This window comes from Streptomyces sp. NPDC058619 (assembly GCF_042717785.1).
Taxonomy (GTDB): Bacteria; Actinomycetota; Actinomycetes; order Streptomycetales; family Streptomycetaceae; genus Streptomyces.
In genome coordinates this window covers 46,125-61,724 of sequence record NZ_JBHXQN010000004.1, presented here as the reverse complement: position 1 = coordinate 61,724, position 15,600 = coordinate 46,125, and the positions used below count along the sequence as shown (strand labels likewise).

The following is a 15,600-nucleotide window of genomic DNA, read 5'->3' as shown; positions in this document are numbered from 1 at the left end:
GTCAGGCCCCCGAGGCGGCCTTGCGGACGGCGCCGGCGACCGCGCCCGCGACCTTGTCGTTGAAGACCGACGGGATGATGTAGTTCGCGTTCAGCTCGTCCTCGCCGACGACGTCCGCCAGCGCGGCCGCGGCGGCCAGCATCATGTCCGTGTTCACGGTGCGGGACTGAGCGTCCAGCAGGCCGCGGAAGACGCCCGGGAAGACCAGCACGTTGTTGATCTGGTTCGGGAAGTCGGAGCGGCCGGTGGCCACGACGGCGGCCGTCTGACGGGCGACCGCCGGGTCCACCTCGGGGTCCGGGTTCGCGAGCGCGAACACGATGGCACCCTCGGCCATGGCGGCCACGTCGTCGCCGGAGAGCACGTTCGGGGCCGAGACGCCGATGAAGACGTCGGCTCCGACCACGGCCTCCTTCAAGGTGCCCGTGTAGCCCTCGGGGTTGGTGTTGTCGGCGATCCAGCGCAGCGGGGAGTCGGCGGCCGCGTCGACGAGGTCGGGGCGGCCCGCGTGCACGACGCCGTGGATGTCGGCGCTCACCGCGTTCTTCACACCCGCCGCGAGCAGCAGCTTCAGGATGGCCGTACCGGCCGCGCCGGCTCCGGACATGACGACCTTGACGTCGCCGACCGCCTTGCCGACCACGCGCAGCGCGTTGGTGAGGGCGGCGAGCACCACGATCGCGGTGCCATGCTGGTCGTCGTGGAAGACGGGGATGTCGAGGGCCTCGCGCAGCCGTGCCTCGATCTCGAAGCAGCGCGGCGCGGAGATGTCCTCCAGGTTGATGCCGGCGAAGCCCGGGGCGATCGCCTTGACGATCGCGACGATCTCGTCGGTGTCCTGGGTGTCGAGGCAGATCGGCCAGGCGTCGATGCCGGCGAAGCGCTTGAAGAGGGCGGCCTTGCCCTCCATGACGGGCAGCGCGGCCATCGGGCCGATGTTGCCGAGGCCCAGGACGGCGGAGCCGTCCGTCACGACTGCGACGGAGTTGCGCTTGATGGTGAGGCGGCGCGCGTCCTCGGGGTTCTCGGCGATCGCCATGCACACGCGGGCCACGCCCGGGGTGTAGATCATCGAGAGGTCGTCGCGGTTGCGGATGGGGTGCTTGGACGCCATCTCGATCTTGCCGCCGAGGTGCATCAGGAAGGTCCGGTCGGAGACTTTGCCGAGGCTCACGCCCTCGATGCCGCGCAGTTTCTCGACGATCTCGTCCGCGTGCGCCGTGGACGTCGCGGCGATGGTGACGTCGATCCGGAGCTTCTCGTGGCCGGAGGCGGTCACATCGAGGCCGGTGACCGAGCCGCCGGAAGACTCCACGGCGGTGGTGAGCTGGGAGACCGCGGTTCCGCTCGCGGGCACTTCCAGGCGGACCGTCATCGAATACGAGACGCTGGGCGCCGTTGCCATGGCCGTGTTCCTCTTCTGTCCCTGGTTTTCGCTGTACACACAGAGCCCCGCGCACGGCAGGCGTGGCAGGACCTGTTGTCCGATCGTCCCACCTACCAGCCGGTACAAGGTAACCAGCTACAAATTTCGGAAAGACACTTCCACCATACGAGAGAGTGGAGGTGCGCGGAATGGTGGGTTGATACGAAACAGGTCCGCGCCCCCCACGGATTGGGGGGCGCGGACCTGGTGTGACTGCTACTTCGGGTACTGCTGCGTACCGCTAGCTCACTACTGCTGACGTCTATGACACCGACCCGCCATGCTCGCCTCGCGGCAAGTGGTCGCTCTAAGCGACGAAGGTTGGGCCCGGGGGCTTGGATCGAGTCGGTGCCGTACCCAGGCTAACAAAGGATCGCCGGAAGTGAGCCCCCTCCCGGGGGCCGATTCCGGACACCACGCTCCCGGCTGCCGACCATCCGGCCGTACGCCCCCGGCGGCTACGGGAGCAGCAGCTCCGGGACCCCGTCCGCGTCGGGCCGGTCGCGCTCCGCGGAGACCACCGTGAGCTGCTGGGTCGCGCGCGTCAGCGCCACGTACAGCACGCGCAGGCCCGCCGGGGACTCGTCCGCGATCTCCGCCGGGGAGACCACCACCGTCGCGTCGTACTCCAGCCCCTTGGCCTCCAGGCTGCCCAGCGCGACCGCCCGGCCGCCGAGCTCCGCGAGCCAGCCCGCGGCCTCCGCGCGCCGGTCCATGGCCACGACCACGCCCACGGTGCCGTCCACCTGGTCCAGCAGCCGGCGGGTCTCCTCGCGCACGGCGGCCCCCAGGTCTGCCCCGGCGGCCGTGAAGCGGGGCTCCAGGCCCGTGGAGCGCACCGCGGTCGGCGGCTCCATCCCCGGCATCGCCCGTCGCAGCACCCGGGAGGCCACCTCGGCGACCTCCGCCGGGTTGCGGTAGTTCACGGTGAGGGTGAACCGGCGGCGCGGACGGCTGCCCAGGGCCTCGTCGCGGGCGGCGGCCGCCTCCTCCGGATCCGTCCAGGAGGACTGCGCCGGGTCGCCGACCACCGTCCAGGTCCCCATCCGGCCGCGGCGGCCCACCATCCGCCACTGCATGGGCGTCAGGTCCTGGGCCTCGTCCACGATGACGTGCGCGTACTCGGTGCGCTCCGCCGCGAGCCGCTCGGCCCGCTCCCACTGGGTCTCCTCGCGGGTCGGCATCAGCTCCTCCAGACCGCTGAGCTGGTCCAGCGGGTCCATCTCCCGCTTCCGCTTGGGCCGGGCGGGCGCGCCGAGGAGCAGCTGGAGCTCGTCCAGCAGGGCCACGTCGTGCACCGACAGGGGGCCCTTGCCGTCGGGGCCGAGCCGACGCAGCGAGCGGGCCAGCTGGCGGGTCTCGCGCGGGGCCAGGTCCCGGCGCGACCAGCGGCCGAGCCGGCGCTCGTCGGCCATGGAGGCGAGCACGGCGCGCGGGGTCAGCTCGGGCCACCAGGCGCCCAGGAAGCCGATGAAGGCGTCCTCGGTGGAGACGTCCTCGTCGAAGGCGGAGCGCAGCTCGGCGGCCAGCTCCGGGTCGCTGTGCCGGCCGGAGCCGCCGGACTTCGCGTACAGCGCGTCGAGCAGCAGCTTGCGGGCGCGCGGCCGCAGCAGGTTGACGGGCGCGGTGCCGCTGAGCGCGTTCTGCCGGATGCGGTCGAGCTCGGCGGACTCCAGTTCCTGGCGGCGCCCGAAGGCCACCACGCGCAGCCGGTCGGGCGCGTTCCCGAGCTCCAGGGCGCCCCGTACGGCCTTGCGCAGCACCTTGAGCATCCGGGAGGAGCCCTTGATCCGGGCCGTGACCGGGTCGTCGTACGTGGTCGCCTCGGCGCCGTCGACCAGCGAGCCGAGCGCGCGGATGGCGACCTGGCCCTCCTCGCCGAGGGAGGGAAGGACGCCCTCGGTGTACGCGACGAGCAGCGGCGTCGGGGAGACGATGAGGATGCCGCCGGAGTAGCGGCGCCGGTCCTGGTAGAGCAGGTAGGCGGCGCGGTGCAGGGCGACGGCGGTCTTGCCGGTGCCCGGCCCGCCCGCGACCTCGGCCACGGACGCGGCGGGCGCCCGGATGACCAGGTCCTGCTCGGCCTGGATGGAGGAGACGATGTCCCGCATCGAGTGCGTGCGGGCCCGCCCGAGGGCGGCCATCAGGGCGCCGTCGCCGATGGCGGGCAGCTCCCGGCCGTCCAGGGAGGCGGTGACCTCCGGGCGCATCAGGTCGTCCTCCACGCCCAGCACCTTGCGGCCCTTGGAGCGGATGACGCGCCGGCGCACGACGCGGCCGGGCTCCTTGGGCGTGGAGCGGTAGAACGGCGCGGCGGCCGGCGCGCGCCAGTCGATGACCAGCGGCGCGTAGTCGGAGTCCAGGACCCCGATCCGGCCGATGTGCAGCGTCTCGGCGATGTCGGCCGTGAGGTCCTCGCGGATCGCGTCGTCCGCCGGCTCGACGGAGGTGAACGCGCCGTCCGGCCCGCGCTCCCCGTCCTTGCCGAGCACGAGGTCGATGCGGCCGAACAGGAAGTCCTCGAACTCGTTGTTGAGCCGGTTGAGGTGGATACCTGCCCGGAAGACCTGCGCGTCGCGCTCGGCGAGGGCGCCGGGCGTCCCGACCTGGCCCCGCTTCGCGGCGTCGTTCATCAGGAACTCGGCCTCGTGGATCTTCTCTTCAAGGCGTCGGTACACCTGGTCGAGATGCGTCTGCTCGACCCCGATCTCCCGATCGCGGACGGAATCCGCCGTGCTGTCGACAGCGGCATTCTGCGCGGCCACCAAGGCCCCCTTCTGACGTGCATGGGCGACCGTCAACCGTACGCGAATCCGCGGCCTGTCCGCATGCCCGTTCCGGAACCGGTCTCGCGGGCTGGTACGCCGCCTACCGGGGCCCGGCCGCCAGGACCCGCCGGCGGTGCCGGGCGACGCGCTCGCGGTTGCCGCACAGCTCGCTGGAGCACCAGCGGCGCCGGTGTCCCCGGGAGGTGTCCAGGTAGACCCGGGTGCAGCCCTCTCCCTCGCAGGTCCGCAGGAGCGCCAGGTCGCCGGGGTCGGTCAGCAGCTCGACGGCGTCCCGGGCGACGGCGGCGAGCAGCGCGCCGCATCCGACGCCCCCGCACAACTCCCGTACGAGGTGCCCCTCCTGGTCCCGTACCGCGCACAGGCCCGGGGGTGGTCCGGCGGCCAGCGCGTTGACCCGGGCGAGGGCCTGCGCCGTGCCGGCGGGCGGGGCGGGGGTGTGCGGGGCGGGCGGGTGCGGGGTGCCGGCGGGCGGGGCGGCCGCCGGACGCGGCTCCGCCCGTACGAGGACCTCCACGTCGCCGCGCAGGTCCCGGAAGGCGGCGACCCAGTCGGGCCCCGGCCGGGCCAGCGGCGTCCGGTCGGGAACCAGCCCAACCCCGACGAGCCACAGCCGCAGGTCGTCGCCCTCGGCGAGCCCCTCGTGGGGCGCGCACGTGGCCACCAGGTCGAGGCAGAGCCTCCCGGAGTCGAACCACATGCCCGTCACCGCCTCGCCCGCCGGAGCCCGGCCGCCGTCGCTCCTCCCAGAGTGCCCGCAGGCCGGGCACGGCGGAAGCCCCCGTGCGGACCGGGACGTGCCGCTTCGGCGCCCGTCAGCCGCCGGCGGGCGGCGGGTCCCCGTGCAGGAGCCGCTGGAACAGGCAGTGGTCGCGCCAGGCGCCGTTGATGTGGAGGTAGCGCGGGGCGAGCCCGTACTGCTCGAAGCCCGCCTTCGCCAGGACCCGCTGCGAGGCCAAGTTGTCGACGAGGGTCCCGGCCTCGACCCGGTGCAGGCCCACCTCGTCGCGGGCGGCCCGGCAGACCTCCTCGACTCCGGCGGTGGCCAGCCCGCGGCCGTTCCAGGCCCGGTCCACCCAGTAGCCGACGCCGCCGCTGCGCAGCGGCCCCAGCACGATGTTGCCGAGGTTGATCGAGCCGACGGGCGCGCCGGTCGCCGTCTCGACGAACACGTACGGGAGGATGCGGCCGGCGTCCCGTTCGGCGAGCACGCCCTCGATGCGGGCCCGCTGTCCGGCCTCCGTGTAGAAGGCCTCGGGCCGGGGGGGCTCGAAGGGGGCCATGTACGCCCGGTTGCGGGCCAGCACGTCGGCGAGCCCGGCCGCGTCCCCGGGCTCCAGCCCCCTCATCTCCACTCCGTCGACGATCACCCCGGCACGCTAGCCGACGACCGCGGACCCTGCCCAGACCCGGCGGCGGCCGAAGACCCGACCCTGCGCGGACCCGGCGGCGCCCGACCCGGCCCCGGTCCGAGCCCGGCCCCCGGAGCGCCGTCGGGCGTCATCCCCGGGGCGCCTCCGTGTACTTGAGGTCCCCGCCCGCGTCCAGCGACAGCCGGTACCCCCGCTTGACCACGGTCTGGATCAGCTTCGGCGACCCCAGGGCCACCCTGAGGCGGGCCATCGCCGTCTCCACGGCGTGCTCGTCGCGGCCGGCCCCCGGCAGCGCCCGCAACAGGTCCGCCCGCGACACCACCCAGCCGGGCCGCCGCGCCAGCGCCCGCAGCAGCGCCATCCCGGCCGGCTGTACGGGCCGCAGCTCCGCGTCCAGCAGCACCGCGTGCCCGCGCACCTCCAGCCGGTGCCCGGCCACCGGCAGGACCCGGGCCCGGCCCGGCAGTTCCTGGCAGAGCAGCTGCACCAGGGGGCCCAGCCGGAAGCGTTCCGGATGCACCGTGTCCACCCCGTGCGCCTGGAGCGGCAGCGCGGTGACCGGCCCCACGCACGCGGAGAGCACCGGCCCCCGCAGCGCCGCGAGCACGGGTTCCCGTACGCCGCGCTCCGCGGCCCGGGACAGCAGGGAGGCCGCCGCGGGCGCCGAGGTGAAGCTGACCGCGTCCACCGTGCCGCCGGCCACCGCGTCGAGCAGCCGGTCCAGTGGCGCGAGGTCCTCCGGCTCCATCCACCGGTACACGGGGACGACGACCACCTCGGCGCCGCCCGCCCGCAGCGCCTCCACGAAGCCGGGCAGCGGCTCGCCGTGCAGCTGGAGCGCGATCCGCCGCCCGGTCACGCCCGCCGCCAGCAGCCGCTCCAGCACCTCGGCCAGTGACTCCGACTCCGGCGACCAGGTCTCCACGAGCCCGGCGGCCCGGATGGCGCCCTTCACCTTCGGCCCGCGCGCGAGCAGTTCGGTCCGGCGCAGCCGCTCCAGCAGCTCCTCGCCGATCCCCCACCCGTCGGCGGCCTCGATCCAGCCGCGGAACCCGATGGCGGTGGTGGCGACCACCACGTCGGGGGCGGCGGCGATCAGCTCCTTGGTGGCGGCGAGCAGCTCGCTGTCGTCGGCCAGCGGCACGATCCGCAGCGCGGGCGCGTGCAGGACGGCGGCCCCGCGGCGGCGCAGCAGGGCGATCAACTCGTCGGCGCGCCGGGCGGCGGTCACCCCGACGGTGAAGCCGGAGAGGGGGCCGGGACCGGTGTGCTGCCTGTGCTCGTACATGTGACCTGCCTTGCCCAGTGGGTCGGTGTCGCGCCGCGGGAGGCGGGGGGTGAACGGACGCGGGCGCGGGAACCGAGCCTGCCCGCACGGCGTGTCAGGCTCGGTTCCACCGTATTTCGCGGCCGTTAACCGCCGTTACACCGAGGTGAGCTGCGGCTTCGCCGTCGCACCCGGCTCCGCGACGATCACCGGGGCCGGCCGGCGAAGGTATACCGCCCAGGTCACGGCGCAGCACACCGCGTAGAAGCCGAGGAAGGTCACGAAGGCGGCCGTCCCGGACCCGGAGGCGGTGAACGCCTGCCGGAACACCAGGTTGATGCCGAGCCCGCCGAGCGCCCCCACGGCGCCGATCAGTCCCATGGAGGCCCCCGACAGACGTCGCCCGTACGCCGCCGCGCCCTCACCGTCCATGCCCCTGGCCAGGGCCTTGGCCTGGAAGATCGCCGGGATCATCTTGTACGTCGAGCCGTTGCCGAGCCCGCTGAGGACGAACAGCGCGACGAACCCGACCAGGAACACCGCCAGCGACTCCCGCACCGAGGCGAGGACGACGACCCCGGTCGCCGCCGCCATGGCCACGAAGGTGCCCAGCGTGATCCGCGCCCCGCCGAAGCGGTCGGCGAGCGCCCCGCCCACCGGCCGGATCAGCGAACCGAGCAGCGGCCCGACGAAGGTCAGCGAGGCGGCCTGGAGCGGGGTCCGGCCGAACTGCGTCTGCAGGACCAGCCCGAAGGCGAAGCTGTAGCCGATGAAGGACCCGAAGGTGCCGACGTACAGGAACGCCATGATCCAGGTGTGGGGCTCGCGCACGGCCTCCCGCACCGCGCCGGTGTCGTTCCGCACGGGCGCCAGGTTGTCCATCCGGACCAGGGCCAGCACGGCCGCCGCCACGATCAGCGGGAGGTAGGCGGCGAGCAGCAGCCTCGGGTGCCCGGCCCCGGCGGTGGCGATCACCAGCAGCGCCGCGAGCTGCACCACGGGGACGCCGATGTTGCCGCCGCCCGCGTTCAGCCCGAGCGCCCAGCCCTTCTTGTGCAGCGGGAAGAAGGCGTTGATGTTGGTCATCGACGAGGCGAAGTTCCCGCCGCCCACCCCCGTCAGGGCGGCCACCAGCAGGAACGTGCCGTACGAGGTCCCCGGCTCCATGACGACCAGCGCGGCCGCGGTCGGCGCGAGCAGCAGCAGGGCGCTGACGACGGTCCAGTTCCGGCCGCCGAACCGGGCGACGGCGAAGGTGTACGGCACCCGCACCAGGGCCCCGACGAAGGTGGCGGTCGCGATGAGGAAGAACTTCCCGGCGGGGTCGATCCCGTATCCGGGGCCCATGAAGAGCACCATCACGGACCACAGGGACCAGATGGAGAAGCCGATGTGCTCGGACAACACCGAGTACAGGAGGTTGCGGCGGGCGGTCCGCTCCCCCGACTCCTGCCAGAAGACCTCGTCCTCGGGGTCCCACCGCTCGATCCAGCGGCCCCCCTTGCGCGGTGCGCTCGTACCGGTCATCACACGCCTCCACAGCTGTCGCGTCCGTGGTGACGACGGTAGGAACGGCGCGTTTCAGCCCCGGTCCCCGCCCGATGACCGCCGGGATACCTTGCTCTCACCCGCCCCGGGGGCCGGGTGTGAGCCGACCGGGGTCCAGCTGCCGGGAGGCGGTACGAGCCACCCCCGCTCGGCGGCCAGCCCGGCGGCCGCGGTGCGCAGGGCGTCGAGCCCGGGGTGGCGGAAGCCCTTGCGCCACACCATCGACAGCGGCGACAGCGGCACCGGCCCGGTCAGCGGCCGCTTCACGCAGCCGGGCATGTCGGGGAAGTCCACTGCGACCAGCACCGGATTGCCGGTCTTGGCCATGACCCGCCCGAACTCCTCCTTGCCCATGGCGACCGGCGCGGGCGGCGCCACCTCGATGCCCCGGCCGGCGAACAGCTCGCGTGCCAGCGCCGTCCACTCCAGGGTCCGCGGGTTCCCGGCGCCGGCGTACACGGACTCCCCGGCCAGCCCGTCCAGCGGTACGGCCTCCCGCCCGGCCAGGGCGTGGCGCTCGGGCAGCAGCACGGCGAGCGGTTCGAACCGTACGGGGCACCGTTCGAGGCGGGCCCGCAGCGCCGGGCCGAGCCCGTCGGCGTACCCGAACGAGACGTCGAGCCGCCCGGCCGCGATCTCGGCGGCGGCATGGGTCAGCCCGCTCTCGAAGCGGGCCATCAGCTCGCAGTCCGGGGCGAGTTCGCGGGCCCGCTCCAGGACGGTGCGGCCGGTGCCGGGCCCGTCGGTGTTCACGTCGACCAGGAGCGCGCGGGGCCCGCCGTCCCCGCCGAAGGCCGCGGCCAGCTCCTCGTGCGCGCGCAGCACGCGGCGGGCCAGGGGCAGCAGGCGCTCCCCGTCGGGCGTCAGCTCCACCTGCCGGGTGGTCCGTACGAACAGGGCGGCGCCCAGGTCCTGTTCGAGCCGCCGGACGTCCCGGCTCAGGGCCTGCTGGGCGACGTACAGGCGGGCGGCGGCGCGGGTGAAGTGCAGCTCCTCCGCGCAGGCGACGAAGCCGCGCAGCAGCCGGGGTTCCACATCGCGGGGCATCACCCCCCGAGACTAACAACGCAGGGGCGTGAATGGGTCCTGAACAGGTGTTGGACCCGGGCCGGGACCGGGCCCGAGGCTGTGACCATGCCCACCGCGCCCGCCCGCACCGCCTCCGTCCGCCCCGCGCCGGCCCCGGCCGCCTCCCCGGGCCGTTCCGAGCCCGCCCGTTCCGCTCCCGCCCGTTTCGCGGCCCCCGCCTTCTCCGCGTCCGCCCGGGCCGGGGTCGGCGCCGGGGGCGGCGCCCGTGCGCCCCGGATGACCGTCACCGGCTCCACACTCGTCATCGCCGCCCCAGCCGCTCCGGCCCGGGCCGCCTGCCGGGCCCCGGTCCGCGTCCGGCGAGCCCGCGCCCACGGCCCGTACCGCCGGCTGTTCGACCTCCCCGGGACCCGCGCCTTCACCGCCGGGAACCTGCTCGCCCGGCTCCCGATGGGCATGTTCGGGGTCAGCGCGGTCATGATGATCGCCGGCCAGCGCGGCTCGTACGCCCTCGCCGGGGCGGTCACCGCCACCGGCCTGGCCGCCACGGCCCTGGTCGCCCCCTGGACGGCCCGGCTGGTCGACCGGCACGGCCAGGCCCGGGTCGCGCTCCCCGCGGCCCTGATCGCCGTCCTGGGCTCCCTCTCCCTGGTCGCCTGCGTCCGCTTCGACGCCCCCGCCTGGACCCTCTTCGCCTCGTACGCCGCGACCGCCACCACCCCGAACATCGGCGGCATGTCCCGCGCCCGCTGGACCCACCTGCTGCGCGGCTCCCCGGCCGCGCACCACACGGCGATGTCCTTCGAACAGGCCGCCGACGAGCTGTGCTTCATGCTCGGCCCTGTCCTCGCGGCCGTGCTGTGCACCTCCGTCTTCCCCGAGGCGGGCACCCTCACGGCCGCGGCGCTGCTCCTGGCCGGGATGCTGGTCTTCACCTCCCGGCGGGCCACGGAACCCCCGGTGTCGACGGCGCCGCGGGGCGGCGCGTCCCCGCTGCGCGCCCTCGGCCCGCTCCTGCCGGTCTTCCTGGCCACGGGCGTGGTCTTCGGCTCGATGGAGGTCGCCTCGATCGCCCACCTCGCCGCGCACGGGCTGGGCGCCGCCTCCGGGCCGGTACTGGCCCTCCAGGCGGCGGGCTCCTGTGCGGCCGGCCTGGTCTACGGCACCCTGCGCCCCCGCGGCCTGCCGTTCTGCCTGGCCGCGATGGCCGCCTTGATGGCCCTCCCCTGGGCCGCGGCCGCCGCCGGCTCCCTGCCCGCCCTGGCGGCCGCGCTCCTGCTGGCCGGGATGGCCACGGCCCCGACGATGGTCACCGCGATGTCCGAGGTCCACGCCCGTACCCCCGGGGGCCGCCTCAACGAGGGCATGACCCTCGCGGTCACCGCCATCCTCACGGGCATCGCCGCGGGCTCCGCCTCGGCCGGCCTGCTCGTGGACCACTTCGGCACCACCACGGCCTACCTGCTGCCCGCGGCGGCGGCCGCGCTCACCCTCCCGGCGGCCGCGTCGGGCGGATTCATGCGGCGGGCGAGTGATCGTTCCCGCGTGGTACGCACCGCTTCCGGCCGGGATCGGACATGACTGGGGTGTCTCCCCAGCGCCCTTCCCTTTGCGGAGGAACTTCCCCGCCCCCTCTTCCCGTTCCGTACCCGCTGCCCTGATCGTCGCGGCCGTCACCGCGACCTGTCTGGTACCCGCCGTCCCGGCCCTGGCCGACTCGGCCGGCCTCCGCTTCTCCCAGCCGTACCTGCCCTCGATCGCCCCGGGCCGTACGGGCCGCGTCGTCATCGCCGCCGTCAGCGGTGCGGAGCCGGTCACCAGCGGCACGTTCCGCATCACCGCGCCGGACCGTACGACCTTCCCGGAGGCCCGCTTCCACTGGAACGGGCAGCGCGCGGCGGCCCCGTGCACCCGCTCGTCCGACGCCCGGCTGCTGACCTGCGAGGCCCGGACCCGCGCCGGCTTCGCCTTCCCCCGCGACGCACGGACGCAGCTGGGGGTCGCGCTGCGGGTGGACGTGGACGCCCCCGAGGGCACGACGCTGGACGGCGGCGAGTGGGCCACCGGCACCGGCGAGCCGGCCCTGTTCGGCGTCGCGACCCCCGTGACCGGCCCGAAGGGCGACGACGGCCCGGCCGGACCGCAGGGACCGCACGGGCCCCAGGGTCCGAAGGGCGACACAGGCCGGCCCGGCAAGCCCGGCACCTGAGCGAAGTGCGGCGACCACCACGAGACCCCGAAGCCGAAGGCCCGCATCGTCTCCCCCGGCAAGGGCCTCGGCATCCACTCCGGCCCGGGCACCGGGTACGCGAAGAAGGGCAAGGCCCTGACCGGTGACGTCGTCGCCGTCCAGTGCAAGGTCAACGGCCAGACCGTCGACGGGAACGCGATCTGGTACAAGCTCGCCGACGGCCGCGGCTGGATCGCCGCCCGCTACGCGAAGAACCTCAACAAGGTGCCGGTCTGCTGACAGGCATCCGCCGCGCACCCGGACGAAGGCCCCGCAGCCCCGAGACTGCGGGGCCTTCGTCCGTGCCGCGGGGGCAAGAATTTCAGGGATTCCCCCTACCGGTTCCGCAGGGTAGGCCCGTACGACTGGGATTAGGGTGGATGCCATGTCCGTAAGCGCCGGCGAAGCCCGCGCCACGCTCCTCTCGCTGATCGAGCGCGTCACCACCGACCACGACCCGGTGCGCATCACCTCCGAGAGGGGCGACGCCGTTCTCATGTCCGCCGCCGACTACGACGCGTGGCAGGAGACGGTCTACCTGCTTCGCTCCCCCGCCAACGCCCGGCGACTCATGGAAGCCGTCGCCCGCGACCGCGAGGGCGACGCACGTACCGAGCGGATGCCAAAGAAGTGAAGATCCTCAAGGCGCGTTACCACTACTGACCCGCAGCACGAGAAAACCCCCTGACCTGGCGAAGTTCTCGCAGGTCAGGGGGTCTTTTCACATGGGGTGGTGGAGATGGCGGGAATCGAACCCGCGTCCAACGGTGCAGAAGCAGGGCTTCTCCGAGCGCAGTCCGCTGCGCTTTTCTCAGCCCCGGAGATCACACGGACAAGTCTCCGACGGGCTCAGTCACTGTTTGATTTCCCTCCAACCCCCGTGACCGGGGCTAGAGGTTTAGATCCCTAATTGACGCCAGGATCCGGACCGGGACCACTTCCGGGCTGACGCTCCTCACAGAGGCTTCAGCTCACTGTTATTAGGCAGCGAGGGTGAAGCGGGAGTTATCGCTCTTGGTGTTGGCGATTATTGTTTGCGACATGTGGTTAGCGAGATCATTGCCGCTTCCTCGGCTCGCTTCCCCTGCATCGACATCCGCTGTCGAAACCGATCATCCCCATGTTTTTTTATCAACGTGCCCCACCGCGAGCGGGAGGCGCTGACGCCATCCTACGCGAAGTGGACCACCGCGTGCCAGGTGATTAAACCGTGCCCCGCTGCTTGCGCCGCACGGCCGAGATCGCCCGGTTCGTCTCGCGCGTGTCCTGCTTCTCGCGGAGCGTCTGCCGCTTGTCGTACTCCTTCTTGCCCTTCGCCAGCGCGATCTCGATCTTCGCCCGGCCGTCCTTGAAGTAGAGGGCGAGCGGCACGATCGTGTGCCCCGACTCCTGCGCCTTCCGCTCCAGCTTGTCGATCTCCTCGCGGTGCATGAGGAGCTTGCGCTTGCGCCGGGCGCTGTGGTTGGTCCAGGTGCCCTGGCTGTACTCCGGCACGTGGACGTTGTAGAGCCACGCCTCGTTGCTCTCCATCGTCACGAAGCCGTCGACCAGCGAGGCCCGGCCCTGGCGCAGGGACTTGACCTCGGTGCCCGTGAGCACGAGACCGCACTCGTAGGTGTCGATGATCGTGTAGTCGTGGTGCGCCTTCTTGTTCTGGGCGATCAGCTTGCGCCCTTTTTCCTTAGCCATAGTGCGGTCATTTTCGCACTACGGACCCACCCCGAGGCCACCCAATACCGTCGCGGCCCGTTCCTCGGCCCCGTCGCCCGCCGCCAGGTCCGGGGTGATGCCGCCGCCGTCGAGGCTGCGGCCCGCCGGAGTGCGGTACGTGCCCACCGTCAGCTCCGCCACCGAACCGTCCGGGAGCGCGGTCGGCATCTGCACCGACCCCTTGCCGAAGGTCCGGCTGCCGACGGCCACCGCCCGGCCGCGGTCCTGGAGGGCGCCCGTCAGCAGTTCGGCCGCGCTCATCGTGCCGCCGTCGACCAGGGCCACCAGCGGCCGGGCCGTGTCGCCGCCGGGGGCCGCGTACAGGGCGCGCTCCTCGCCCCGTACGTCGTACGTGGCCACCAGCCCGCCGTCGAGGAAGGCGGAGGCCGCCGTCACCGCCTCGGCGACCAGCCCGCCCGGGTTGCCGCGCAGGTCGAGCATGACCCCGGCGCCCGCCGGGACCTCGCGGACGGCGGCCCGCACCCGCTCGCCGGAACCGCGGGTGAAGGAGGCGACCTTGATGACGGTGATCCCGCCGGGCAGCCGGCGTACGGTCACCGGCTCGGTGCGCAGTTGTTCGCGGCGGACGGTCTCGGTGAGGTCGGAGCCGCCGCGGCTCAGGTTCAGGACGACGGGGGTGCCCTCCTCGCCGCGCAGCAGGGCGATCACGTCGGTCACGGCGAGGCCGGTGACGGCGTGCCCGTCGACGCTCAGCAGCCGGTCGCCGGCGCGCAGGCCGGCGCGGGCGGCGGGGCTGTCGGGCTGGACCTTGTCGACCTCGATCAGGCCGCCCGGGCCGCGTTCCGCCCAGAGCCCGACGCCGGTCCAGCGGCCGTCGAGGTCCTCGGCGAAGGCGGCGTACTCGCCCTGGTCGTAGACGGTGCCCCAGCGGTCGCCGCTGCGGCTGACGACCTCCTGGGCGGCCTTCTTGCCGGACTTGCCCTCGGCGACGGCCTCGGCCGCGGCCCGGGCGACGGCCTCCCGGTCGGCGGTGCCGTTCGCGCGGGGTGTCGCGGCGGGCTCCGGGGCGCGGGCGCCGGGTGCGAGGACGGCCTGGGCGGCGGGTTCCCCGCGGTCCCAGCAGCCGGTGCTCGCGGCGGTGGTGACGGCCGCGAGGAAGGCCAACGTCAGGACGGCCCCGCGACGCAGGCCGCGGGGCCGGAGACGGAGGGCGGGCAGAGCCGGCATGGCGCCGAGTCTAGGACAAGCCCCGCGCCGGTAAGGATGGTTGACCGGACAGCTCGCGGGGCGCTTGTCACACCTTCAGGTACTTGCGCAATGCGAGGAAGGCGGCCATCGAGGGCATCAGGAGGCCGATGAACAGCACGTACGGGAGCTTGCCGATCACCGAGCTCCAGCCCATGAAGTCGATGATCTGGATCTTGGTCCGCAGTGCGAAGCCGTGGTCGATGACGAAGTACTGCCCGGAGACGAGCATCAGGCAGGCGATGACCGCGCCGATGAGGCCGGCGACGGCCGCCTCCATGATGAAGGGGACCTGGATGTAGAAGCTGGAGGCGCCCACCAGCCGCATGATCCCGGTTTCCCGCCTACGGCTGAAGGCGGAGACGCGCACCGTGTTGACGATCAGCAGCAGCGCCACGATCAGCATGATCAGCATGATGCCGAGGGCCGCGATGTTGACGTAGTTGAGGATCTTGAACAGGACGTCGATGGCCTGCCGCTGGTCGTCGACGGTGTGGATGCCGTCCCGCCCGGCGAAGGCGGAGGTGACGACCTTGTACTTCTCCGGGTTCTTGAGCTTGACCCGGAAGGACTCCTGCATCTGGTCCGGGGTGATGGAGGAGGCGAGCGCGGTGTGCCCGTACTGCTCCTGGTAGTGCTTGTAGGCGTCGTCGGCCGACTCGTACGCGACGGACTTGACCAGGTCCATCTGCTTGAGCTCGGTCTCGATCTGCTTCTTCTGGTCGGCCGTCACCGCGCCCTTGCGGCAGGTGGCGACGCCCGCGGCCTGGGTGACCGCGCCGTCCGGCTTGGTCGTGGCCTCGCTCGCCTCCTCCGCGTCCTGCTTGTTGCAGAGGTAGATCGAGACGTTGGCCTTGTCGTACCAGTAGCCCTTCATCTTGCTCACCTGCTCGCGCATGAGCAGGGAGCCACCGAACAGGGCCAGCGACAGGGCCACGGAGATGATGACCGCGAAGGTCATGGTGAGATTGCGACGGAGGCCGACGCCGATCTCCGACATGACGAACTGGGCGCGCATGGCGTCC

General features: G+C 73.2%; 14 protein-coding genes and 1 other RNA gene. 4 read left to right on the top strand and 11 right to left on the bottom strand.

Annotated elements, in window-relative coordinates; all coding sequences use genetic code 11:
* Position 1: 1 nt before the first annotated feature.
* The 7 genes from ACFWTC_RS06015 to ACFWTC_RS05985 form a co-directional block, all read right to left on the bottom strand.
* Entirely contained in the window at positions 2-1,405 is a 1,404-nt protein-coding gene (locus tag ACFWTC_RS06015) for an NAD-dependent malic enzyme (protein WP_383927653.1), read from the bottom strand.
* Between the two features lie 479 nt (positions 1,406-1,884).
* Positions 1,885-4,191, bottom strand: a complete 2,307-nt coding sequence (locus tag ACFWTC_RS06010; protein WP_383927650.1) for a HelD family protein — start codon at positions 4,189-4,191, stop codon at positions 1,885-1,887.
* 103 nt (positions 4,192-4,294) lie between these two features.
* Entirely contained in the window at positions 4,295-4,912 is a 618-nt protein-coding gene (locus ACFWTC_RS06005) for a CGNR zinc finger domain-containing protein (RefSeq protein WP_383927647.1), read from the bottom strand.
* 115 nt (positions 4,913-5,027) lie between these two features.
* Positions 5,028-5,561, bottom strand: coding sequence for a GNAT family N-acetyltransferase (locus tag ACFWTC_RS06000; protein ID WP_384028317.1), 534 nt, complete (start codon positions 5,559-5,561; stop codon positions 5,028-5,030).
* Between the two features lie 151 nt (positions 5,562-5,712).
* On the bottom strand, positions 5,713-6,873 hold the full coding sequence (locus ACFWTC_RS05995) for a uroporphyrinogen-III synthase (RefSeq protein WP_383927644.1): 1,161 nt from the start codon (positions 6,871-6,873) through the stop codon (positions 5,713-5,715).
* Between the two features lie 135 nt (positions 6,874-7,008).
* Entirely contained in the window at positions 7,009-8,379 is a 1,371-nt protein-coding gene (locus ACFWTC_RS05990) for a nitrate/nitrite transporter (protein ID WP_383927641.1), read from the bottom strand.
* Positions 8,380-8,433: 54 nt separating this feature from the next.
* Positions 8,434-9,447, bottom strand: coding sequence for a LysR family transcriptional regulator (locus ACFWTC_RS05985; protein WP_384028294.1), 1,014 nt, complete (start codon positions 9,445-9,447; stop codon positions 8,434-8,436).
* A gap of 87 nt (positions 9,448-9,534) precedes the next feature.
* On the opposite strand from ACFWTC_RS05985, the gene ACFWTC_RS05980 reads away from it, so the two are divergent.
* The 4 genes from ACFWTC_RS05980 to ACFWTC_RS05965 all read left to right on the top strand — a co-directional run bounded on the left by ACFWTC_RS05980 (position 9,535) and on the right by ACFWTC_RS05965 (position 12,293).
* On the top strand, positions 9,535-11,010 hold the full coding sequence (locus ACFWTC_RS05980) for an MFS transporter (protein ID WP_384028296.1): 1,476 nt from the start codon (positions 9,535-9,537) through the stop codon (positions 11,008-11,010).
* Between the two features lie 28 nt (positions 11,011-11,038).
* On the top strand, positions 11,039-11,638 hold the full coding sequence (locus ACFWTC_RS05975; RefSeq protein ID WP_383927632.1) for a hypothetical protein: 600 nt from the start codon (positions 11,039-11,041) through the stop codon (positions 11,636-11,638).
* Positions 11,639-11,683: 45 nt separating this feature from the next.
* Positions 11,684-11,899, top strand: coding sequence for an SH3 domain-containing protein (locus ACFWTC_RS05970; RefSeq protein ID WP_384074087.1), 216 nt, complete (start codon positions 11,684-11,686; stop codon positions 11,897-11,899).
* Between the two features lie 145 nt (positions 11,900-12,044).
* Complete coding sequence (locus ACFWTC_RS05965; protein WP_383927629.1) at positions 12,045-12,293, top strand: type II toxin-antitoxin system Phd/YefM family antitoxin; 249 nt, start codon at positions 12,045-12,047, stop codon at positions 12,291-12,293.
* A gap of 97 nt (positions 12,294-12,390) precedes the next feature.
* On the opposite strand, the gene ssrA is transcribed toward ACFWTC_RS05965, so the two are convergent.
* The 4 genes from ssrA to ftsX all read right to left on the bottom strand — a co-directional run bounded on the left by ssrA (position 12,391) and on the right by ftsX (position 15,593).
* Positions 12,391-12,779: a transfer-messenger RNA gene (gene ssrA / locus ACFWTC_RS05960) on the bottom strand.
* A gap of 83 nt (positions 12,780-12,862) precedes the next feature.
* Complete coding sequence (gene smpB / locus ACFWTC_RS05955; RefSeq protein WP_383927626.1) at positions 12,863-13,348, bottom strand: SsrA-binding protein SmpB; 486 nt, start codon at positions 13,346-13,348, stop codon at positions 12,863-12,865.
* Between the two features lie 18 nt (positions 13,349-13,366).
* A complete protein-coding gene (locus tag ACFWTC_RS05950; RefSeq protein ID WP_384028298.1) occupies positions 13,367-14,557 on the bottom strand; it encodes a S41 family peptidase in 1,191 nt (396 codons plus the stop codon).
* 67 nt (positions 14,558-14,624) lie between these two features.
* Positions 14,625-15,593 carry a permease-like cell division protein FtsX gene (gene ftsX / locus ACFWTC_RS05945; protein ID WP_383927619.1) on the bottom strand — a complete coding sequence of 323 codons (969 nt, stop codon included), beginning with the start codon at positions 15,591-15,593 and terminating at the stop codon, positions 14,625-14,627.
* Between the last annotated feature and the right edge of the window lie 7 nt (positions 15,594-15,600).